Origin of the sequence: Nocardioides aestuarii (genome assembly GCF_039527245.1) — a bacterium.
GTDB classification, from domain to species: Bacteria; Actinomycetota; Actinomycetes; order Propionibacteriales; family Nocardioidaceae; genus Nocardioides; species Nocardioides aestuarii.
In genome coordinates, this window is sequence record NZ_BAAAJT010000002.1 from 1,780,418 (window position 1) to 1,800,931 (window position 20,514).

Annotated in this window: 25 protein-coding genes; 13 read left to right on the forward strand and 12 right to left on the reverse strand. The window is 71.8% G+C overall.

The features are described 5' to 3' along the window. Positions 1-10: 10 nt before the first annotated feature. On the forward strand, positions 11-838 hold the full coding sequence (locus ABD091_RS09040; RefSeq protein ID WP_343917565.1) for an aldo/keto reductase: 828 nt from the start codon (positions 11-13) through the stop codon (positions 836-838). On the opposite strand, the gene ABD091_RS09045 is transcribed toward ABD091_RS09040, so the two are convergent. Beyond that, positions 771-1,724, reverse strand: a complete 954-nt coding sequence (locus tag ABD091_RS09045; protein WP_343917567.1) for a LysR family transcriptional regulator — start codon at positions 1,722-1,724, stop codon at positions 771-773. The two genes, ABD091_RS09040 and ABD091_RS09045, sit on opposite strands and share 68 nt — an antisense overlap. Positions 1,725-1,795: 71 nt before the next feature. Between ABD091_RS09045 and ABD091_RS09050 the strand changes: the two genes are divergently transcribed. After that, entirely contained in the window at positions 1,796-2,521 is a 726-nt protein-coding gene (locus ABD091_RS09050) for an aspartate/glutamate racemase family protein (RefSeq protein WP_343917569.1), read from the forward strand. Here ABD091_RS09050 and ABD091_RS09055 read toward each other — a convergent pair. Genes ABD091_RS09055 through ABD091_RS09070 form a run of 4 tightly spaced genes read right to left on the reverse strand, consistent with a single transcriptional unit; the run spans position 2,482 to position 5,521 of the window. Further along, positions 2,482-2,901 (reverse strand): VOC family protein, encoded by a 420-nt coding sequence (locus ABD091_RS09055; RefSeq protein WP_343917571.1) that lies wholly within the window; start codon positions 2,899-2,901, stop codon positions 2,482-2,484. The two genes, ABD091_RS09050 and ABD091_RS09055, sit on opposite strands and share 40 nt — an antisense overlap. A gap of 5 nt (positions 2,902-2,906) precedes the next feature. Beyond that, on the reverse strand, positions 2,907-3,614 hold the full coding sequence (locus ABD091_RS09060) for an alpha/beta fold hydrolase (RefSeq protein WP_343917573.1): 708 nt from the start codon (positions 3,612-3,614) through the stop codon (positions 2,907-2,909). Between the two features lie 28 nt (positions 3,615-3,642). After that, the gene (locus ABD091_RS09065; RefSeq protein ID WP_343917575.1) at positions 3,643-4,416 is read right to left on the reverse strand and encodes a DinB family protein; all 774 of its coding nucleotides are present in this window, start codon (positions 4,414-4,416) and stop codon (positions 3,643-3,645) included. A gap of 31 nt (positions 4,417-4,447) precedes the next feature. Next, positions 4,448-5,521 (reverse strand): winged helix DNA-binding domain-containing protein, encoded by a 1,074-nt coding sequence (locus tag ABD091_RS09070; protein ID WP_343917577.1) that lies wholly within the window; start codon positions 5,519-5,521, stop codon positions 4,448-4,450. A 23-nt stretch (positions 5,522-5,544) separates the two neighbouring features. Here ABD091_RS09070 and speB point away from each other — a divergent pair, with 23 nt between their 5' ends. Then, positions 5,545-6,555, forward strand: coding sequence for an agmatinase (gene speB / locus ABD091_RS09075; protein WP_343917579.1), 1,011 nt, complete (start codon positions 5,545-5,547; stop codon positions 6,553-6,555). Here the strand turns inward: speB and ABD091_RS09080 are convergent. Both ABD091_RS09080 and ppk2 read right to left on the reverse strand, forming a co-directional pair. Then, positions 6,552-6,956 (reverse strand): hypothetical protein, encoded by a 405-nt coding sequence (locus tag ABD091_RS09080; protein WP_343917581.1) that lies wholly within the window; start codon positions 6,954-6,956, stop codon positions 6,552-6,554. The two genes, speB and ABD091_RS09080, sit on opposite strands and share 4 nt — an antisense overlap. Then, positions 6,956-7,813 (reverse strand): polyphosphate kinase 2, encoded by an 858-nt coding sequence (gene ppk2 / locus ABD091_RS09085; protein ID WP_343917583.1) that lies wholly within the window; start codon positions 7,811-7,813, stop codon positions 6,956-6,958. Before ppk2 ends, ABD091_RS09080 begins: the two co-directional genes overlap by 1 nt. 22 nt (positions 7,814-7,835) lie before the next feature. Between ppk2 and ABD091_RS09090 the strand changes: the two genes are divergently transcribed. Beyond that, complete coding sequence (locus ABD091_RS09090) at positions 7,836-8,705, forward strand: ATP-grasp domain-containing protein (RefSeq protein ID WP_343917585.1); 870 nt, start codon at positions 7,836-7,838, stop codon at positions 8,703-8,705. Further along, entirely contained in the window at positions 8,698-9,813 is a 1,116-nt protein-coding gene (locus tag ABD091_RS09095; RefSeq protein ID WP_343917587.1) for a DNA glycosylase AlkZ-like family protein, read from the forward strand. Before ABD091_RS09090 ends, ABD091_RS09095 begins: the two co-directional genes overlap by 8 nt. A gap of 18 nt (positions 9,814-9,831) precedes the next feature. Here ABD091_RS09095 and ABD091_RS09100 read toward each other — a convergent pair whose 3' ends face one another. Together ABD091_RS09100 and ABD091_RS09105 are read right to left on the reverse strand one after the other, a co-directional pair. Beyond that, positions 9,832-10,239, reverse strand: coding sequence for a hypothetical protein (locus ABD091_RS09100; RefSeq protein WP_343917589.1), 408 nt, complete (start codon positions 10,237-10,239; stop codon positions 9,832-9,834). Then, complete coding sequence (locus ABD091_RS09105) at positions 10,236-10,505, reverse strand: acylphosphatase (protein ID WP_343917591.1); 270 nt, start codon at positions 10,503-10,505, stop codon at positions 10,236-10,238. The genes ABD091_RS09100 and ABD091_RS09105 overlap by 4 nt, the downstream gene beginning before the upstream one ends. 84 nt (positions 10,506-10,589) lie before the next feature. Here ABD091_RS09105 and ABD091_RS09110 point away from each other — a divergent pair, with 84 nt between their 5' ends. Then, positions 10,590-11,165 carry a dihydrofolate reductase family protein gene (locus ABD091_RS09110; RefSeq protein ID WP_343917593.1) on the forward strand — a complete coding sequence of 192 codons (576 nt, stop codon included), beginning with the start codon at positions 10,590-10,592 and terminating at the stop codon, positions 11,163-11,165. Beyond that, positions 11,162-11,620, forward strand: a complete 459-nt coding sequence (locus tag ABD091_RS09115) for a GNAT family N-acetyltransferase (RefSeq protein ID WP_343917595.1) — start codon at positions 11,162-11,164, stop codon at positions 11,618-11,620. Before ABD091_RS09110 ends, ABD091_RS09115 begins: the two co-directional genes overlap by 4 nt. On the opposite strand, the gene ABD091_RS09120 is transcribed toward ABD091_RS09115, so the two are convergent. Continuing rightward, a complete protein-coding gene (locus ABD091_RS09120) occupies positions 11,602-12,201 on the reverse strand; it encodes a GNAT family N-acetyltransferase (RefSeq protein WP_343917597.1) in 600 nt (199 codons plus the stop codon). The genes ABD091_RS09115 and ABD091_RS09120 overlap by 19 nt on opposite strands. Before the next feature lie 178 nt (positions 12,202-12,379). Next, positions 12,380-13,345, reverse strand: coding sequence for an NAD(P)-dependent alcohol dehydrogenase (locus ABD091_RS09125; protein WP_343917599.1), 966 nt, complete (start codon positions 13,343-13,345; stop codon positions 12,380-12,382). Between the two features lie 581 nt (positions 13,346-13,926). Here ABD091_RS09125 and ABD091_RS09130 point away from each other — a divergent pair. Together ABD091_RS09130 and ABD091_RS09135 are read left to right on the forward strand one after the other, a co-directional pair. Then, the gene (locus ABD091_RS09130) at positions 13,927-14,733 is read left to right on the forward strand and encodes an alpha/beta fold hydrolase (RefSeq protein WP_343917601.1); all 807 of its coding nucleotides are present in this window, start codon (positions 13,927-13,929) and stop codon (positions 14,731-14,733) included. Further along, positions 14,730-15,824 carry a M20 family metallopeptidase gene (locus ABD091_RS09135; RefSeq protein WP_343917603.1) on the forward strand — a complete coding sequence of 365 codons (1,095 nt, stop codon included), beginning with the start codon at positions 14,730-14,732 and terminating at the stop codon, positions 15,822-15,824. The genes ABD091_RS09130 and ABD091_RS09135 overlap by 4 nt, the downstream gene beginning before the upstream one ends. Here ABD091_RS09135 and ABD091_RS09140 read toward each other — a convergent pair whose 3' ends face one another. Next, positions 15,825-16,538, reverse strand: coding sequence for a TetR/AcrR family transcriptional regulator (locus ABD091_RS09140; RefSeq protein ID WP_343917605.1), 714 nt, complete (start codon positions 16,536-16,538; stop codon positions 15,825-15,827). It abuts the gene before it with no gap. 113 nt (positions 16,539-16,651) lie between these two features. Here ABD091_RS09140 and ABD091_RS09145 point away from each other — a divergent pair, with 113 nt between their 5' ends. The 4 genes from ABD091_RS09145 to ABD091_RS09160 are packed head-to-tail and all read left to right on the forward strand — an operon-like array spanning position 16,652 to position 20,497. Continuing rightward, positions 16,652-17,620 carry an ABC transporter permease gene (locus ABD091_RS09145; RefSeq protein WP_343917607.1) on the forward strand — a complete coding sequence of 323 codons (969 nt, stop codon included), beginning with the start codon at positions 16,652-16,654 and terminating at the stop codon, positions 17,618-17,620. Beyond that, positions 17,617-18,522, forward strand: a complete 906-nt coding sequence (locus ABD091_RS09150) for an ABC transporter permease (RefSeq protein WP_343917609.1) — start codon at positions 17,617-17,619, stop codon at positions 18,520-18,522. The genes ABD091_RS09145 and ABD091_RS09150 overlap by 4 nt, the downstream gene beginning before the upstream one ends. Further along, positions 18,519-19,520 (forward strand): ABC transporter ATP-binding protein, encoded by a 1,002-nt coding sequence (locus tag ABD091_RS09155; protein WP_343917611.1) that lies wholly within the window; start codon positions 18,519-18,521, stop codon positions 19,518-19,520. Before ABD091_RS09150 ends, ABD091_RS09155 begins: the two co-directional genes overlap by 4 nt. Beyond that, positions 19,517-20,497: an ABC transporter ATP-binding protein gene (locus ABD091_RS09160; RefSeq protein ID WP_343917613.1), complete on the forward strand. Its 981-nt coding sequence runs from the start codon at positions 19,517-19,519 to the stop codon at positions 20,495-20,497. Before ABD091_RS09155 ends, ABD091_RS09160 begins: the two co-directional genes overlap by 4 nt. Positions 20,498-20,514 lie beyond the last annotated feature (17 nt).

Genomic DNA, 20,514 nt, shown 5'->3' on the forward strand with positions numbered 1-20,514 from the left:
CGTGGCCGACATGACCCACGAGCTCAACGACGGCCAGGTCCTGCCCGCGGTCGGCTTCGGCACCTACCCGCTGACCGGCGACGACGGCATCGAGGCGATCACCTCCGCGATCCGCGTCGGCTACCGACTGATCGACACGGCGGTGAACTACGGCAACGAGGAGGAGGTCGGCGAGGCGATCCGCCGCGCCGGCGTCCCCCGCGACGAGCTCGCCGTCTGCAGCAAGATCCCGGGTCGCCACCACGGCTACGACGACGCCGTGCAGTCGACGAAGGACTCGCTCCAGCGGCTCGGGCTCGACCACCTCGACCTCCACCTCATCCACTGGCCGAACCCGAGCGTCGGCCAGTACGCCGAGGCGTGGCGGGCGCTGGTCGACCTCCAGCAGGAGGGGCTCGTGCGCAGCATCGGCGTCTCGAACTTCACCGAGGCCCACCTGCGCCGGATCATCGACGCGACCGGCGTGACCCCCGCGGTCAACCAGCTCGAGCTCCACCCCTACTTCCCGCAGCAGGAGATGCGCGCGGTCAACGCGGAGCTCGGCATCCTCACCGAGTCGTGGAGCCCGCTCGGCAAGCGGCAGGCGCCGTTCACCGAACCGCCGGTGGCGTCGGCCGCGGAGCGGCTGGGCGTCACCCCGGGCCAGGTGATCCTGCGCTGGCAGCTCCAGCTCGGTGCGCTGCCGATCCCGAAGTCGGCGACCCCCTCGCGGCAGCAGGAGAACCTCGACGTCGAGGGCTTCGAGCTGACCGACGACGAGGTCGCCGCGATCACCGCGCTGGGTCGGCCGGACGGTCGGCTGTTCGGGGGCGACCCCGACTCCCACGAGGAGATGTGACCCGCAGCAGCCGTTCGACGAACGCGCGGGTCGCCGGCACCTGCTCGGCGCCGGGGCGGTAGACCAGCCCGACGTGGCGGTGGCCCAGGCTCGGACTCTCGCGCACCACGACGTCGGGGTGCCGGAAGGCCCGCAGCGCGCTACGGGGCAGCAGCGTGACGCCGAGCCCGGCCGCGACCAGCGCCTGGACGGCGACGTAGTCGTCGGTCTCGTGGGCCAGGCGTGGCTCGAACCCGGCGTCGCGGCAGCGCTCGACGAGGTGGGAGCGGCAGCGCGGGCAGCCCCCGATCCAGGTGTCGTCGGCCAGCCGGTCGAGCCGTACGGCGCGGGCCCGGCCCGCCGGGTGGTCCGGCGGCAGCACCAGGTCGACCGGCTCGACGGCGAGCGGCAGCCAGGTGAGTGCGCCCGGTGATCCCGCGGAGTCGGGGGGCGGGCCGTCGTAGCCGAAGACGAGGGCAACGTCGGCCTCTCCCTCCCGGACGCTCGCCCACGCCTCCGGCGGCTCGGCCTCGACGAGCGCGACCTCGACCTCCGGATGGTCGGCGGCCAGCAGCTTCAGCGCCGCGGGCGCGACCGTGGCCGCCGCGCTCGGGAAGGCGACCAGCCGGACCCGGCCACCACGGAGCTCGGCGAGCGAGGCGAGCTCCTCGCCCGCCATGTGGAGCTCGCCCGCGACGGCGTCGGCGCGGCGGAGCAGCAGCCGTCCCGCCTCGGTCGGCGTGACCCCGCGGCTGCTCCGGACGAACAGCGGGACGCCGACCTCGCGCTCGAGTGCCGCGAGCTGCTGGCTGACGGCCGGCTGGCTCCAGCCGAGCTCGCGCGCCGCGGCCGACAGCGAGCCGGCGCGGGCCACCGTGCGGAAGACGAGCACCTTGCGCGGGTCCATAAGTCCACATGATGGCTCCGCCAACCGATTGACGTCTACCTTCTGGCCTTGCCTTGGCGCATCGTGGTCGTATGCAGACCATCGGACTCATCGGCGGCATGAGCTGGCACTCGACCGCGAGCTACTACCGGCTGATCAACGAGATCGTCGCCGAGCGTCTGGGCGGCCACGCCTCCGCCCAGGTCGCGCTCCAGTCACTCGACTTCGCCGCCGTCCGGCAGTGCCAGGTCGACGGCGACTGGGACGGCGCCGGCGAGCTGCTCGCCGAGGCCGGCCGCCGCTGCGTCGCGGGCGGTGCCGACGTGGTCGCGATCTGCACCAACCTCATGCACAAGGTCGCCCCCGCGGTCGAGGCCGCGATCGACGTCCCGCTGCTCCACATCGCCGACGCCGTCGCCGGCGTCGCCTCACCGCAGGGCTGGGACCGGCTCGGGGTCCTCGGCGCCCGCTGGGTCATGGAGGAGACGTTCTACGCCGAGCGGCTCGCCCGCCACGGCATCACCGCGGTCGCTCCCGGACCGGACGACCGCGACCTGGTCGACCGCGTCGTCTTCGACGAGCTGACCCAGGGCCGGCTCCTCGACGAGTCGCGCGCGGCGTACGTCGCGGTCATCGAGCGGCTCGCCGAGCAGGGCGCCCAGGCGGTCGTCCTCGCCTGCACCGAGATCGGCCTGCTCGTCGGTCCCGACGACAGCCCGCTCCCCCTCATCGACTCCGCCGACGCCCACGCCCGGGCGCTCGCCGAGGTCGCGCTCTCTCAGGAGGTCGCCTTGGCCTCCGCCTCGGCGGCGATCTGAGCCAGCTCGTCGTCGGTGAAGGGGCGCAGGACGCAGAACTCGTTGCCGTCCGGGTCGGCGAGGACGACCCACGACTCCTCGCCCGTCTGGCCGACGCCGGCGTGGGTCGCGCCGAGCTCGAGCAGCCGGGCCACCTCCGCGTCCCGATCGGTGGGGCGGAGGTCGAGGTGGAGCCGGTTCTTGCCCGACTTCTCCACCTCGGCGAGCCCGAAGAGCAGGTCGGGGGCGACGCCGTCCTGCGGGCTGCCGAGGGGCGGCTCGAGCACGACCTCGTGGGGCTTGTCGTAGGTACGCCGCCAGCCGAGCGCCGCCTGCCAGAAGGAGGCGAGCCGGTCAGGGTCGTGGGTGTCGATGACGAGACACTGGATGGAGAGGGTCACGCCGGTCAGCGTGCCGCGTCGAGGATCGCCTGCGCCAACGCTTTTGGCTGGGTCAGCTGGGGCCAGTGGCCGCCGCCGAGGTCGACGTAGTCCTTCTCCTTGATGCTCGCGAGCTCGGCGAGGTGGCCGCCGTCGACCCACTCCTTCAGGTCGGCGGCGGTGTACTCCGGGCAGATCTCGGTCGCGGGGACGTCCCAGCGCCGCTCGTCGTGGAGCCGGACCGGCTCGCTGATGACCCGCTCGGGGACCGGGATCGCGTCGGCGTAGAACTGGGTGAGCTGCTCGTCGGAGAAGTCGCGCACGTTGGCGTCCTCGCCCATCTCCTTCCAGTCCGGCATCGCGACCTCGCCGTTCTCGGCGGGCAGTCCGCTCAGCAGCGGGTCGCCGTCGTCGCCGGGGAAGCCACCGATGTGGACCTGGCGGCCGACCTTGTCGGGCCGGGCGTCGGTGGCGGCGTGGGCGATCCCGCAGCCGGCGGAGTGGCTGACGAGCAGCACCTGCTCGCCCCCACCCGCGTCGTACGCCGCGTCGAGGGCCTCGACGACCGCGCCGACGTGGTCGGCGAGCCCGACGGCCGAGCGGTCGGCGTCCTTGCTCGCCATGCCCGGGAGCGTGAGCGGGTGGGCGGTGTGGCCGGCGGCCTCCAGCTCGGGGACGACGGCGTCCCAGGTGGAGGCGTTGAGCCAGAGGCCGGGGACGAGGACGATCTGCATGCTGGTCTCCTTCAGCGGTTGCGGTGGTTCAGCGGTTCTCGAGGACGGTCAGGTCACGTTCGGCATAGCGGCGGTGCTCCCACTCCTCGTTGAGGATCGTGGAGAGCACCTCCCGGACGGGGTAGGCGCGGGCCGGCGGCCAGCTCGGGCCCTCGACCGGGGTGGTCTCGCCCGCGAGCTGCTCGTCGGTCAGGTCGTCGAGCACACGGCGTACGGCGGCCCGCCGGTCGTCGCGCAGCGCGAGGGCCTCGTCGAGGTCGGGCCGGGCGGCGCGGTCCCACGGCACCTCGGGGTGGGGCGTCATCTGGTCGAAGGGCAGGGACAGCGGGTGCCACGGGCGGGGGTCGCCGAGCAGCGCGCGCAGCACCCACACCTCGGTCGCGTAGGCGAGGTGGCGCAGCGTCTGGATGAACGACCACTCGCCGTCGACGCTCTCGTGGAGCGCCCCGGGCCGCCGGGCCTCGAGCGCGCGGGCCCGCTCGACGGTCCCGGCCCACAGCTCGTCGAGCAGGTCCCACGCCTCGCGGAAGCCGTCGGCGGTCGTCGGCCGCATCTTCGCCCGACCCGGCTGCTGCCGGTCGAGCTCGGCCTCCACGAAGCCGGACACCTCGACCCCGTTGATCGTGACGTTGCGGATCTCGCCGGTGATCTCGACGTCGATCAGGTCGACGTCGTGGATCCTCGTGCCGACCATGTCGATGTTCTGGAAGGTCACGTCGTTGAGGTAGGCGCGCCGGAAGGTCGACCCCGTGAGGTCGACGGACTCGAACGTCGACGCGCGCAGGTCCCGGAAGTCGGTCATGCGGAGGACGCTAGACCGGGTTGCGGACGGTTCACGTCCGGTTGTGGGCGACGACAGGATCGAGGCCGAGAAATGCGCCGTAGCGAGCGGCCGCATCCTCGACGGCGGCCGCGCACGCGGGCGTCCACGACGCGTACGGCGTGAGCGTGAACGTCACCCGGTCGCGGCCGACCTCGCGCTTCATCGACGCCACCAGCTGGCCGTCGACCAGCGCCATCCCGATCGCGGTCTCGCGGCCGGTCGGGACGGCACCGGCGGTGTCGAGCACCATCCGGGAGTCCTGGTAGCCGCGATACATCTCGTCGAGGATCTGGAGCAGGTGGCCGGCCGGCTCGACCCGGGCCGGCGGTGACTGGTCGGGCGCGTACCGATACGTCCGGCCGCCGTGCTCGAACGAGGCGATCGCGTCGCCGGCCGCGGCCAGCCCGCGGCGTACGTCGGTCAGCGTGAGGGTCGCCCAGTAGGCGAGGTCGCGCTCGGTCGCCGGGCCGTGGCCGGTCACGTAGCGGCGCGCGAGCTCGGCCAGCGCCTCCTCGCGGTCGAGGGAGCGGGCGCCGTGGACCCGGTCGTCGAAGGGGGCGTAGGTGTGGACGCCGTTGGCCGGTGGCCCGCTCACGACGAGGCGCTGCATCTCCAGGTCGGCGAGCAGCAGCATCAGCTGCATCCCGGTCAGCGGGCGCCCGGCCTCCTCCAGCCGGGCCGCCAGTGCCGGCCGGTCGAGCGGCGCCCCCTCCGCGAGCGCGTCGAGGAGGACCGCCGCCTCGCCGTCCAGGCCGCCGGCCAGCCGCGCGGCATACGTCTTCCTCACCCGCGGTGCCGTCAGCTCGACCAGCCACCGCACGTCGGCAGCAGCGACGTAGTGCCAGGTCGGGCGGAGCACGTGGGTCCGGAGAACCGCGCCCGAGTGCAGAAGGTCGGCGAGGTCGGCGGGATCGGAAGCGGCGGTGCGCGACCCCACGGCCCACGCCGACTGCGACGGGTTCTCCGCCTGGACGGCCAGCGGGTGGTCGACGATCCCGGCCGCGCCCGCGGCGTACGGCGCCACGAGGTGCTGGGACCTGAGCCGCCAGCGCGCGATGGTGCGGTCGTCCAGGGTCACGGGCACGCCGATCACTCTAGAGTCGGCCCATGGCGAGGTACGGAGCACAGTTCGGTCCCGACATCACCTTCCTGGGCGTGCCCGCGTGCGACCTCGACGACGCGGCGTCCTACGCCGACGCGGACGTCGTCGTGCTCGGTGCGCCGTTCGACGGCGGGACGTCCCACCGGCCCGGCACCCGGTTCGGGCCGCAGGCGATCCGGATGACCGACTACCTGCCCCACGACGGCTCCCGGCCGAGCCTCGCGCTGCGCACCGACGCGCTCCAGGACCTGACGGTCGTCGACGCCGGCGACGTGGAGATGTATTCCGGCGACGTCGAGACCGCCCTGCCCGCGCTCGAGGCCGCCGTCGAGAAGGTCGCCCGCGCCGGCGCGATCCCGGTCGTGCTCGGCGGTGACCACTCGATCGCCTACCCCGACGCGAAGGGCGTCGCGAACGTGCTCGGCCACGGCCGGGTCTCGATGATCCACTTCGACGCCCACGCCGACACCGGCGACATCGAGTTCGGGTCACTGTGGGGCCACGGCCAGCCGATGCGACGGCTGATCGAGTCGGGCGCGCTGCGCGGCGACCGGTTCCTCCAGGTCGGGCTGCGCGGCTACTGGCCCGAGCCGGAGACGCTGGACTGGATGGCCGGCCAGCAGATGCGGTCCTACGAGATGACCGAGATCGTCCACCGCGGACTCGCCGACTGCCTGACCGAGGCGTTCGCGATCGCGACCGACGAGTGCGAGGGGGTCTTCCTCTCCGTCGACATCGACGTCTGCGACCCCGGCCACGCGCCGGGCACCGGCACCCCCGAACCGGGCGGCCTTTCCGCGCGCGAGCTGCTCGACGCCGTACGCCGGATCTGCCTCGAGCTGCCCGTCGTCGGGGTCGACGTGGTGGAGGTCAGCCCGCCCTACGACCACGCCGACATCACCGCGGCGCTGGCCAACCGGGTCGTCCTCGAGTCGCTCTCGGCGATCGCGCGCAAGCGACGCGACGAACGCGACGGCACCACCTGGGACCCGGCGCGGCCGCTGCTGGACCGCTAGGCCGCGGGCTGCACCGACTGGCTGCGGTCGGGGTCGCGCGGTGGATCGGCGGGGTCGAAGCACGACCGGGCCGAGGAGTCGCCGAAGCTGTTGCTGACCTGCACGCAGAACTGCTCGGGGGCCGGGACCTCCACGACGATCCGTACGCCGTCGGACGGCTGGAACTCGGCGTCGCCGATGGCCACGGCCTCGCCCTCGACGTCGATCTCCACGGCAGAGCCGGTGTCGCGCAGCGCCTGGTACTCCAGCCACTCGACGTGGACGAGGTCGTCGTACATCGGGCGCTGCCGGTCGAGGACCTCGTCGGCGTGGCGGGCCACGGGCAGCAGCGCGAGCAGGGGCACGACGATCGCGAGCACGGTCAGGATGAACGCGGTGTCGCCGCCGCGGGAGGTCATCATCAGAACAACTGTGGCACGAAGGTCTGCTCCTGCATCGGCGGGCGCACGTAGGGGACCTGCTTCATCTCGGGGAGCTCGACCCGCGCGGGGGCGACGTCCTCGTGGGGGAACTGGCTGACGAGGTGGAAGATGCAGTTGAGCCGGGCGGCCCGCTTGTCGTCGGACGGCACGACAGACCAGGGCGCCTGCTTGATGTCGGTGTAGGTGAAGGTCGTGTCCTTCGCCATCGAGTAGCGGACGTAGAGCTCGTGCTCGGCGAGGTCCATGTCGGAGAGCTTCCAGCGCTTGAGCGGCTCGGCGTTGCGGGCCTCGAAGCGGCGCCGCTGCTCGTCGAAGGAGACCGAGAACCAGTACTTGAGCACGACGATCCCCGACCGCACGAGCATCCGCTCGAACTCCGGGCAGGAGCGCAGGAACTCCTGGTGCTCGTCCTCGGTGCAGTAGCCCATCACCCACTCGACGTTCGAGCGGTTGTACCAGCTGCGGTCGAACAGGACCATCTCGCCGGCGGCCGGGAGGTGCTCGACGTAGCGCTGGAAGTACCACTGCGTGCGCTCGCGCTCGCTGGGCTTCGGCAGCGCGACGACCCGCACGGTGCGCGGGCTGGTGCGCTCGGTGATCCGCTTGATGACGCCGCCCTTGCCGGCCGAGCCGCGGCCCTCGAAGATCACGAGCACCTTGAGGCCCTCCCGCTGGATCCAGTACTGCAGCTGCACCAGCCGCTCCTGGAGCAGCTCGATCTCGGCGTCGTAGACGTCGCCGCGCAGCTTGCCCTTGCGCGTGTAGCGGGCGGGGTCCCGGTCGGCCGGGGACTGCTGGGCGTCGTCGGCCCCGGGCGGTGGCGAGGTGGTGGCCATGACTCAGCCTAGGGTGAGTCCCATGGGTACGCCGCGTGTCGCGCTCGCCTCCTGCGAGGAGCTGCCAGGTCTCGACGATGACGGGCAGGAGCTGCTGCGCGCCCTCGCCGCTCATGACGTCGACGCCGCGCCGGTCGTGTGGGACGCGCCCGGCGTCGACTGGGCGTCGTACGACCTCGTGGTCGTGCGCGGGACGTGGGACTACGTGCCGAAGCTGCCGGCGTTCCTCGACTGGGCCGACCACGTCGCGTCGGTGAGCCGGCTCCTCAACCCGCCGCCGGTGATCCGCTGGAACACCGACAAGCGCTATCTCGCCGAGCTCGAGCGGGCCGGCGTCCCGATCGTGCCGACGCAGTTCCTCGCTCCGGGCGACGAACCCGACCACGAGTTCGCCGACGTCGAGCACGTCGTGAAGCCCGTCGTCTCCGCCGGTTCGCGCGACACGTTGCGGCTCGCGCCGGGCGACCCCCGCTCGCGCGCCCACGCATCGTCTCTGCTCGCCGCCGGCCGCGGGGTCATGGTCCAGCCCTACCTCCACGAGGTCGACGAGCACGGCGAGACCGCGCTGCTCTTCCTCGACGGCCAGTTCTCCCACGCGATGCGCAAGGGGCCGCTGCTGGCGCCGGGGATGGAGCTGGTCGAGGACCTCTACGCCGAGGAGGAGATGTCGGTGCGCGACGCGTCGGAGGCGGAGCGCGAGGTCGCCGAGGCGGTGCTCACGGCGATCCCCCACGGGCTCGGCGACGACCTGCTCTACGCCCGCGTCGACCTGCTCCCCACACCCGACGGCCCGCGGCTGCTCGAGCTCGAGCTCACCGAGCCGTCGCTCTTCCTCGACCACCACCCTCCCGGCGCGGAGGCCCTCGCGAAGGCGGTGCTGCGCCGTGCCTGAGGCCGTGCACCAGCTCAGCCGCCAGGACGCGCGACGGATCGCTGTGCGCGCGCAGCTCCTCGACGCCCACCGCCCGACGTCGATGGAGGAGGTCCTGGAGCGGCTCACGCTGCTCCAGGACGACCCGTGCGCGGCGGTCGTCCCGAGCGCCCATCTCGTCCTGTGGAGCCGGCTCGGCGCGGCGTACGACCAGCGCGAGCTGGAGGAGGCGGTTGGATCGGGGCGGGTCGTCGAGCTCCACCAGATGCTGCGGCCGGCGCAGGACATCGCGCTCCACCGCGCCGGGATGGCGAACTGGCCGGCGGTCTTCGACAACTACCGCGACGTCCACGACGCCATCGCCAACTGGATGGCCGCCAACGACGACACCCGCCGGGAGATCCTCGAGAAGCTCCACGACGAGGGGCCGGTGACGTCGAAGGCGCTGCCGGACACGACGGCCGTGCCGTGGCGCTCGAGCGGGTGGAACGGCGACCGCAACGTCCGGATGCTGCTGGAGAACATGGTGGGTCGCGGGGAGGTGGCGGTCGCCGGCAAGGAGGGCCGCGACAAGCTCTGGGACCTCGCCGAGCGCGTCTATCCCGACGACCCGGTGCCGCCGCTGGCCGAGGCGGTGGCCGAGCTCGAGCGGCGCCGGTTGGCCGGCCTCGGCATCGCGCGCGGCAAGGCCGCCGTGGTCCCGGGCGAGCCCACCGCCGTCGGCGCCGCCGGCGAGGAGGCCGTCGTCGAGGGCGTCCGCGGGAAGTGGCGCGTCGACCCCGCCTACCTCGAGGACCTCGACGGCTTCGAGGGTCGGGTCGCGGTGATCTCCCCGATCGACCGGCTGGTCATCGACCGGAAGCGGATGGAGGAGATCTTCGAGTTCGACTACCAGCTCGAGATGTTCAAGCCCGCCGCCAAGCGGCGCTGGGGCTACTGGGCGATGCCGGTCCTCGTCGGCGACCGCCTCGTCGGCAAGGTCGACGCGACCGCCGAGCGCGACCGCGGTGCGCTCCGGGTCGACGCGATCCACGAGGACGAGCCGTGGTCTGCCAAGGACCGGAAGGCGGTCCGGGCCGAGGTCGAGGCCCTCGCCCGCTGGCTCGACCTGGAGCCCGAGCTGCCCTGATCCGATGTTTGCTTGACGTCAAGCAAGTCGCTCGATCGAGGCCAGCATCCGCCGGACGGCGAGGACGTGGCCGCGGCTGCCCATCAGTGCGGTCCGGTAGACCGTCCCCCGGACGCCGGGGAAGTCGGCCAGGGTCACGACCGTCACGACGGACCCGTCGGCGGCCGGGTCGACCCGCAGGTCCATCTCGTAGCGGGAGAACCGGTGCCGTCCGGCCAGGGTCACGACCGCCGGCGGCTGCTCGTCGACGATCGCGAAGCCCGACGCGGGCTCGGTCGCCCAGAGCCGCGTGAAGGCGGCGAGCGCTCCGGTCGGGGTGCGGGTCAGTCGCTCTGCGTAGGACCGCACGGCGGCGTACGCACGCTCGGGCGGGACGCCCGTCAGCAGCCGCGCGTGCTCGTCGACGTACGCCGGGCGGCCGGTCACCAGGTGACCCGGAAGTCGTCGCTACCCTCGGGCGGGACCTCGTGGGTGGTGACGTCGCTGACCCGGGCGCCGGGCGGACCGGTGCGGCACCACGTGACCAGGGCCTCGACGGCGGCCGGCGGGCCCTCGGCCTCGAACCCCACGCTCCCGTCGGGCTCGTTGCGGACCCAGCCGGAGACGCCGAGCCGCTCGGCCTCCTGGCGGCAGGAGTCACGGAACATCACGCCCTGGACGCGACCCGTGACCTGCCCGCTGACCCGCTTCATGGACAGAATGATGGCCGAGGTGTCGTATTCGTCCCACCCCCTTCGTGGTGAGGGTGAGAAGCCACCACAACCGAGGAGCACACCATGCGCGAGATCGTCGTCACCGAGTTCATCAGCCTCGACGGCGTCGTCGACTCCCCCGGCGGGGACGACGGCTATGAGCACGCCGGCTGGACCTACAAGGACGTCACACCAGACATGGCGGCCTACGAGCTGAAGGGCCGCGAGCAGGAGGAGGCGGGAGCCCTGCTCGTCGGCCGCACCAGCTGGGACGCCTTCCACGAGGTCTGGCCGACGATGAAGGAGTTCGCCCGTTACAACGAGATCCCGAAGTACGTCGTGTCGTCGACGCTCGACGAGGAGTCGGTCGCGGCGAGCCCATGGAAGCCGGCGACGCTGCTGCGCTCCCTCGACGACGTGGCGGCGCTGAAGGAGACCGAGGGCGGCGAGATCCAGGTCCACGGCAGCGCCAGCCTCGCCCAGGGCCTGGCCGACGCCGGTCTGGTCGACCGCTACCACCTGCTGGTCTTCCCGCTCGTCCTCGGCCACGGCAAGCGGCTGTTCGCGACCGAGGGGGCGGCGAAGCAGAAGCTCGAGCTGACCGAGCACGCGACGTACGACAACGGCGTCCAGAAGGCCTGCTACCGGGTGGTCCGGTGACCGACGTACGCCGCGCGCAGCCGGCCGACGCGGAGCTCGTCGGCCGGCTGCTCCACGACTTCAACACCGAGTTCGAGTCGCCGACTCCCGACGCTGCGACCTTCGCCCGCCGGTTCGCCGTCCTGCTGGCCCGCGAGGACGTCGTGGTGCTGCTCGCGGGCGAGACCGGTGAGGACGGCTTCGCCTACCTGACGGTCCGGCCGACGCCGTACTACGACGGGACGCTCGCCCAGCTCGAGGAGCTCTACGTCGCGCCGCCGCTGCGTGACCAGGGCATCGGCACGGCCCTGCTCACCGCCGCGGTCGAGGAGGTACGCCGCCTCGGGGCCGGCGAGGTCCACATCAACGTCGACGAGGTCGACACCGACACCCGCCGCTTCTACGAGCGCCACGGCTTCGTCAACATCGAGCCGGGCGAGGACTACCGGATGCTCTGCTACCTCCGCGAGCTCTGAGCCACGGTCCACTCGCGATCGAGCACCGCGTAGACCAGCAGCGTCGTCCACTCCCCCTTGAACCACTCCCCGTCGACGAACCGTGCCTCCTGCCGGAACCCGAGCCGCTCCAGCAGCCGGGCCGACCCGGTGTTGCGCTCGTCGAGCCGGGCGCTGACCCGGTGGGCGCCGGCGTGGTCGAAGGCAAGGTCGGTCAGGGCCCGCACGGCCTCGGTCGCGTAGCCCTGCCCCTCGTGGTCGGGGTGGATGACGTAGCCGACCTCGGCGTGCCGGTCGGCGTCGCTGTGCCAGAACAGCACCAGGTCGCCGATCACCTCGCCGGTGTCGCGCCGCTCGATGACCGTGAACAGCACCTGTCCCTCGGCCTGCGCGTCGAGCACCGATCTCGTCCGCTCCGGGTCGGCGAACCGCTCCGCCATCTCCTCCAGCGTGCTCGGCACGAACGGCACGTAGGTGCACACCTCCGGGATCGACCGGTAGGCGTGGATCGCCGGGAGGTCGCGCTCCTTCTCGATCGGCCGCAGGGCCAGCCGCTCGGTGAGCACCGGGTAGTCGGGCGCCAGCCGCGGGGTGTCCGTCACGGCCTCACCCTAGAGGCGAGCACCTGCTCTCCGGCCCGCATAGAGGCAGCTACATACCTACTGCGTTCCGCCGCGAGGAGGGCAGTGCCTTTGGCGACTGCCATGGGGGGCCGTCTGGCGCACCGCTCCCGCCCAGAACGCGCACTCGACGTGGGGCGGGAGGTCGCTTCCCCGGCTGTCAGCCCTCGGACACTTCGAGCACGAGCTTGCCTCGGCTTTCGCCGGCGGCGAGTCGGGCGAATGCTGCGGGGGCATCGCGGAGTGGGTACACGTGGTCGATCCGCGGCGCGACGGCGCCCTGGGCGACGAGGGCGGTCACCGCATCGAGCTCGGCTCGCGACTGGGGGACGACCAGCACGCCGATTCTCTTTCCGGTCGCACGTCCCACCAGCGGGCCGGCGACCGCGGTGCCCAGCAGGATCCTGGCCAGGCCGCCCACCATCGCGTACCTCCCTCCGCGCCGCAGGGCGCGGTGCACGCGGAACGGCGAGCGACGGGCCACGAGATCCACGATCAGGTCGAAGCTGTCGCGCTCGTCGGCCCAGTCCTCAGTGGCGAAGTCGATCGTGCGGTCGGCCCCGATCTCGCGCAGGAAGTCGCCCTTGTCGGCTCTGTCGACCGCCGTTACCTCGGCCCCGGCATGCTTGGCCAGTGCGACAACGAACACACCGCCGGCGCCGCCGGCGCCGTTGACCAGAACCCGATCTCCCGGCCGGACATCGGCGGTCGCCCTGCGCGCGATGCCGCCCGCCTGCGGGATCGTCGAGGCCTCCGCGAACGACAGCCCGCCAGGCTTCCGGGTCAACAGCTTTGGTCGCGTGCAGACGAGGTCGGCAAGCCCGCCCCGGTATCCGGCCAGCTCGCCGAACAGCTCGTCTCCCACGGCGTACTCCGTGACCGCACTGCCGACCGCGTCGACGACGCCCGCGACGTCGGATCCCGGCACCGGGTGCCGCGGTCGGCGCAGCCCGTTGGACCACCGCGCGTACGCCGGACTTCCCATCAGGTTCTCACGGTCCGAGCCATTCAAGGAGACCGCACGCACTCGCAGCAGAACCTCGTCGTCGGCGGGGACGGGATCGGGGAGCTCGCCCAACCGGAGGACGTCCGGATGGCCATACCTGTCCTGGATGACAGCTTGCATCGGGACCCCTGTCTGCGACCGACGCCGCTCGCTCGCACCGAGGCTACGGGACTGGAGCAGCCGCTTCCCGTAGACCCGGACTGACGCGGGACGGGCTTGGTCCTTGGGTGCGACAATCCGCCGCCTAGCGGGCGCACCCAAAGCCGGTGTCTTCACTCGGGCTTCGCGTCAGCGGCGGCGTCCCAGTACACGGTCTGGCAGCTCGGGTACTTCGCTCGCCTCGTCCTGGGATTGAACTCGTGCCTCCACTTCGCCGCGCTTGGGGGATGGGTGCCCCTAACCAAGACCAGGACAGCAAGCACCTTCGTGGTCTCCTCCTCGTCACCGGCCATCGGGGGGAGTACAACAGCGTCGTCGTCGGGGCAAACCTTCAGCCATCTCACTGCCACCACGGCTGAGCCGGTCGGGCGTCCACCGACCTCTCAGAATCGAGGCAGCTGCTCACTCCCGATCAAACATTGTCATGAGTATAGTCAACATGATTGACTAGTCGGGTGGAAGACCTCGGATGGCGTCCCTGCCCTACCAGTCGCGACGGCGTCCGGGTGGCGGGATGGACGGTCGGGAACGGTGATCCCGTCGTGCTTCTCCACGGGTATCCGCAGACCTCCTTCATGTGGCGTCACGTCGTCCCGCGCCTGGTCGAAGCCGGACGGTCGGTGGTTCTGGCCGATCTGCGTGGCTACGGCGCCTCCGGACCTGCCCACGCCGGACCTGTCGCGGACCCGGCGACCTACGCCAAGCGGGAGATGGCCTCCGACGTCGCCGCACTCCTGGACACGCTCGGGCACGACACCGTCGACCTCGTGGGTCACGACCGGGGTGGCCGGGTCGCGCACCGACTTGCGCTCGACCATCCCGAGCGGGTGCGCAGCCTTGCCGTCCTGGACATCGTGCCGACGCTCCACATGTTCGAGCACGTGGACAGGAGCATGGCCGAGGCCTACTTCCACTGGTTCCTCCTGACCCGCCCTGGCGGCCTGCCCGAGGCGCTGATCTCGGCGAGCCCTGAGACCTGGCTTCGCTCACGCTTCACCGGCCGCGACGCCGGTACGCCGGTCCCTACCGCGGCCGTCGACGTGTACCTCGACGCCTTCCTCCAGCCCGGCGTCGTGGACGCGACGTGTGCCGACTACAGGGCCGCGGCGACCGTGGACCTCGACCACGACCGCACCGACCGCGAGGTCGGTCGCCGGGTGACCGCCCCCGTGCTGGCGCTGTGGGGCGATGCCGGCTACGTCGGCCGGAACTTTGACGTCGAGGAGGTCTGGCGGCGGTACGCCGGTGAGGTGACCGGTCGCGGACTCGCCACCGACCACTACCTCGCCGAGGAGGCGCCCACCGAGGTAGTCGAGGCTCTACTGGCCTTCTGGGCTGGTGCCCGATGAGCACCGTCGAGCGCTACGCCGACTGCCTCGAGCGGCTGGTTGCCGCGGAGACTCCGTCGAGCGACGCCGATCGGTTGCGCCTGAGCCACGCGCTGCTGCGCGGATGGGGAGAGCCTGCGTTCGGGCGGCCGCCGGTCGAACGACTCGTGGACGGAGTACCGCACCTGCTCTGGGAGCCCGACCCGGGCTCGCCCCACGTGCTGCTTCTCGGCCACGTCGACACTGTGTTCGCGGCGGGCACGACCGCGAGCCGCCCGTTCCGCAGGGATGGTGACCTGGCCACCGGACCCGGAGTCTTCGACATGAAGGCGGGTCTGCTGATCGGGCTCGAGGCCGTGGCGACGCTCGCCGACGCCTCGCGCGTCGCCATGCTGGTGACCGGCGACGAGGAGGTCGGTTCGGTGACGTCGCGCGCCCTGATCGAGGAGCTCGCGTCCGGCGCGACGGCCGTGCTCGTGCTCGAGCCGAGTCTGGGAGGCGCGTTCAAGACCAGTCGCAAGGGAGGCAGCATCTACGACCTCGTCTTCAGCGGCCGCGCGGCCCACGCTGGTCTCGAGCCCGAGAGGGGTCGTAACGCACTGTCCGAGCTGGCCCGATGGGCCTTGGAGGTTCCGCAGCTGGCAGACCCTGCTCTCGGCACGACGGTGACCCCGACCGTGGCGCGGGCCGGCACCGCCAACAACGTGGTGCCTGACCAGGCGGTCCTCACCCTCGACGTGAGGGCCAGATCGATGGCGGAGCTGCTGCGGGTCGACGAGGCCGTCCGGAGCAGGACGCCGGCCTCTGGGGTCGGCGTCACCGTCCGTGGCGGCATCAACCGCCCGCCGCTGGAGGCTGGGGCCTCCGACCGGTTGGTGGGCCTGTGCCGGGAGGTGGCGCTCGAGCTGGGCCTGCCCGCTCCGCGGACCGCCGCAGTCGGTGGGGCCTCGGACGCCAACTTCACCGCGGCGCTGGGGGTGGAGACCCTCGACGGCCTCGGTCCCGAGGGCGACGGTGCGCACACCGAGCACGAGTGGGTCGACCTCACGGCGCTCCAGCCGCGCGCGAGGCTCGTCGCCGGCCTGATCGAGCGCCTCCTGGAGGAGCGCTAGCTAGCCGCCGTCGGCTGCCTGCCGCTGAGCCCGCAGCTCGATGGCGTCGAGCATCATCTCGAGCGCCTCCTCGAAGATCTGCGGATCGCCCACCGTCATCAGGCCATCGGACATCCGGCTGATGTTGGGGAACTCCTCGGCGGGGAGCTGGCGGTACTCGATCTCCCAGGCCAGCTCGTCGGTCGCCCTCACCTTGTCGGGAAGGGCGCGGATGGAGGCCTCCATGGCCGAGGTCGAACGCACGAAGTTGCCGAACACCCGCAACGTGGTCGCGGCCGATGCGTCGTCGAGGCCGGCGCGGCGTAGGGCGTCGAGCGCGAACTCCACGTTACGGAACTCGGTCGGTCGCCGCGTCGTACGCACCGACATCTGGTGGGCCAGGGAGGGGTAGCGCTGGTAGTTCGCGTGGATGGCCTTGGCGGTGAAGCGCAGGTCCTCTCGCCAGTCGCCGGTCGAGGTGAGCTCCTTGTCATAGGACTTCGCCCGCAGCACGTCGATCAGCTCGAGCACCAGCTCGTCCTTGTCACGGAAGTGCCGGTAGATCGAGGTCGCGTGCGCGTGCAGCTCCTGCCCGAGCGCGGCGAAGGTCAAACCCTCGAGACCGTCGCGGACCGCGATCGTCTCGGCGGCCTCGAGGATCACGTCGCGGCTGAGGCTGTCGCGCGGCCGCCGCTTCTTGGCAGCGGTCCCCGAGGAGGCACCCTTGGTACTCATGCGGCGATCTTGCCATGTCCGCGTCCCCGGTGGACCAGCTCCCCACGAATCAAGTCAATGCCATTGACTATCTGCTTTGCTGCGGCCTAGCATCGAGCCGATCGGGAGGTGAGATGGTCAGCTACGCCGTGCGGCGCCTGGTGTACTCGGTGCCCATCGTCCTGGTCGCGTCCTTCGTCCTCTTCGTGGCCGTCCGGGCCGCCTTCGACCCACTGGCCAAGCTCCGCCAGAGCCGCGACCCGGCGGTGATCGCCCGTGAGAGCGCACGGCTCGGTCTGGACCGTTCGGTGCCGGAGCAGTACCTGCTCTGGGGCAAGGGCATCCTCCAGGGTGAGTGGGGGACCAGCTCCCGCACCGGACAGCCAGTCCGCTCGATGATCGCCGAGGCGATGTGGCCCACGCTCCAGCTGATCTTCTGGGGGCTCCTCTTCGCGGTGCTGATCGCCCTGGCGGTGAGCGTCTATTCCGCCGTACGTCGCTACACGGTCGGCGACCACGTCCTCACCGGGCTGTCCTACCTCGGCATCGCGCTCCCCGCGTTCTGGGTCGGACTGATCCTGATCCAGCTCCTGGCGGTCGCTCCGCGGCAGAGCCTGGGTCTCGAGGACCCGCCGCTCTACTTCATCGGCCTGCACTCGCCAGGATGGACCGGCCTCAACCTCGACTACGTCCGCCACCTGGTGCTGCCTGTCCTGACGCTGACCATCACCCTGGTCGCCAGCTGGAGCCGCTTCGGCCGGGCCGCGATGCTCGACGCGCTGTCCAGCGACTACGTGCGTACGGCGCGCGCCAAGGGCGTGCCCCGCCGACAGGTGGTGATCCGCCACGCGCTGCGCAACTCGCTCGCGCCCTTCGTCACCGTCGTCGCCCTCGACGCGGCGCTGCTCTTCGGTGGCCTCGTGGTCACCGAGCAGATCTACTCGATCCCCGGCATGGGCCGGCTCTTCCTCGACTCCCTGCTGGCCGGCGACGTGTTCGTGCTGCTGCCGTGGATGCTCGTGGTGGCCGTCGCCGTCGTCGTCTGCAACCTGATCGCCGACATCTCCTACGCGATCCTCGACCCCCGTGTGAGGCTCTCGTGAGCACCAGCACCGGCATCGTCGCTGCCGCCGCCGACCAGCCGACGCCGACCGTCGCGACCGGGGGCGCGCGCTCCATCCTGCGGCGGTTCGCCCGCCACCGCCTCGCGCTGCTCGGCACCGTCGTCCTGCTCGGGCTGATGGTCGCTTGCTACGGAGCCATCTGGATCGCTCCCAGTCCGCAGGGCGCCCAGGACCTCGTCCTCGGCCCGACCCCGCCGTCGGGCGCGCACCTGCTCGGCACCGACGACCTGGGGCGCGACTTCCTCAGCGAGCTGCTGTTCGCCGGGCGGATCTCGCTCACCATCGGGCTCGTCGTCGCGCTGATCGCCACCACCGTCGGCACGGTCCTCGGCGCCGTGGCCGGGTACGCCGGAGGATGGGTCGACGAGGTCATCATGCGGATCACCGACCTCTTCCTGATCGTCCCCGGCATCGCCGTGCTCGCACTGGCACTGCGCGGCCTCGGCTCCTCCCCGACCACCATCGTGCTGGTGCTGGCCGCGCTTGGCTGGACCTACATCGCCCGGGTGGTCAGGTCGCAGGTGCTGTCGCTGCGGGAGAAGGAGTTTGTCGACGCGGCCCGCGTCATCGGCGCCTCGACGCCGCGGATCCTCCTCCGTCACCTGCTGCCCAACCTGGCCGGCGTCATCGCGGTGAACATCTCGCTGGCCACGGCCGCCGCGATCATCATCGAGTCGACGCTCAGCTTCCTCGGCTTCGGCGTACAGCCACCGCGCACGAGCTGGGGCAACATGCTCAGCCAGGCCGCCGGGCTGGTCGGGACCGATCAGGTCTACCTGCTCTACTTCCCCGGCCTCTTCATCCTGCTCACGGTGCTGAGCATCAACTTCATCGGCGACGGACTCCGCGACGCCCTCGACCCCCAGGCGAAGCAGCTGTGAACGACCCCACCGAGCCGCTCCTCGCGGTCCGCGACCTGCGCGTCGTCTTCGACACCCCCGAGGGCCTGGCGGTCACGGTCGACGGCCTGTCCTTCGACGTGCGGGCCGGCGAGACGCTGGGCATCGTGGGGGAGTCGGGCTCGGGCAAGAGCATGACCTCGCTCGCGATCCTCGGCCTGCTGCCCGGCAGGGCGCAGGTCACCGGCTCGATCAGGCTGCGTGGTCGCGAGCTGGTCGGGCTCTCGGACAAGGAGATGCGCGAGGTCCGCGGCAACGAGATCGCGATGGTCTTCCAGGACGCCCTCGCCGCCCTCAACCCGGTGATGACCGTCGGCGACCAGCTGGTCGAGGCGATGGCCGTCCACGAGGCCGAGGGCGGCAAGGACGCCTGGCGCGCGCGGGCGGTCGAGCTGCTCGGGCTGGTCGGCATCCCTTCGCCCGAGCAGCGGGTCGAGCAGTATCCCCACGAGTTCTCCGGCGGCATGCGCCAGCGCGTCATGATCGCGATGAGCATCGCCAACGACCCGGCGGTCCTGATCGCCGACGAGCCGACCACCGCCCTCGACGTCACGGTCCAGGCGCAGGTGCTCGAGGTGCTGCGCACGGTCCAGGAGCGCACCGGGACCACGGTCATCCTGATCACCCACGACCTGGGCGTCGTGGCCGGCACCGCCGACCGCGTGATGGTGATGTACGCCGGCGGAACGGTCGAGCAGGCCCCAGTCGACGGTCTCTTCCACGACACCGCCCACCCCTACACGCGCGGCCTCCTCGAGTCGTTGCCCCGGCTCGACCGTCGCCCCGACGAGGGCCGGCTCCGACAGATCCCCGGCAGTCCGCCGGCGGCGACCGCCCTTCCGCAAGGGTGCAGGTTCGCCCCGCGCTGCCCCCACTTCCTCGAGGACCCGTGTGCACGGTCCGTACCCGAGCCGTCCGTCGTCGTGGCCGGCCACGTCGCCGCCTGCCACCGGCTGCCAGAGCTCTTGGGGGACCGGTGACGTCCGCGCTCGTGATCGACGAGCTGGTCAAGGAGTACCCGCTCCGCGCCGGCGTTCTCAACCGCACGGTCGGGTCGGTACAGGCGGTCTCCGGCGTCAGCCTCCACGTCCCGGCCGGCGGCACGTTCGGGCTTGTCGGTGAGACCGGCTGTGGCAAGAGCACGCTCGGCCGCACCGTCGTACGCCTCCACGACCCCGACTCGGGCACCATTCGGCTCGGTGACGAGGACATCGCGCGGGTCAGGGGTCGTGCGCTCCAGGCCGTGCGCCGACGCATCCAGCTGGTGTTCCAGGACCCCTACGCGTCGCTCAACCCGCGGCTCAGCGTCGAGGCGATGCTGGCCGAGCCGCTGGTGATCCACGGGCTCCACCGGGGTCGCCGCCCGACCCGGGTGCGCGAGCTGCTGGAGCAGGTGGGCCTCGACCCCCGTCACGCCGAGCGCTACCCCCACGAGTTCTCCGGCGGCCAGCGCCAGCGCATCGGCATTGCCCGGGCGCTCGCGGCCGAGCCGGAGGTGCTCGTGCTCGACGAACCGGTCAGCGCGCTCGACGTCAGCGTGCAGGCGGGCGTGCTCAACCTGCTGGAGGACCTCCAGGACGAGCACGGCCTCACCTACCTCTTCATCGCCCACGACCTCTCCGTGGTGCGCCACCTCAGCGACCGAGTCGGCGTGATGTACCTCGGCCGGATCGTCGAGGAGGGCCCGGTCGACGCGCTCTACGACAACCCGCAACACCCCTACACCCAGGCGCTCCTCTCGGCGGTCCCCGTACCCGATCCCCGTATCGAGCGGACCCGCGAGCGGATCGTGCTCAGCGGTGACGTGCCCAGCCCCGCCGACCCGCCCTCGGGCTGCCGGTTCCGCACGCGCTGCTGGAAGGCCGCCGACCTCTGCGCCCGGGAGACCCCCGAGCTCCGGCTGGTCGACGACCACCACGTCGCCTGCCACTTCCCCGAGCAGCGACCCGTCATCTGACCCGACCCAGGAGACCC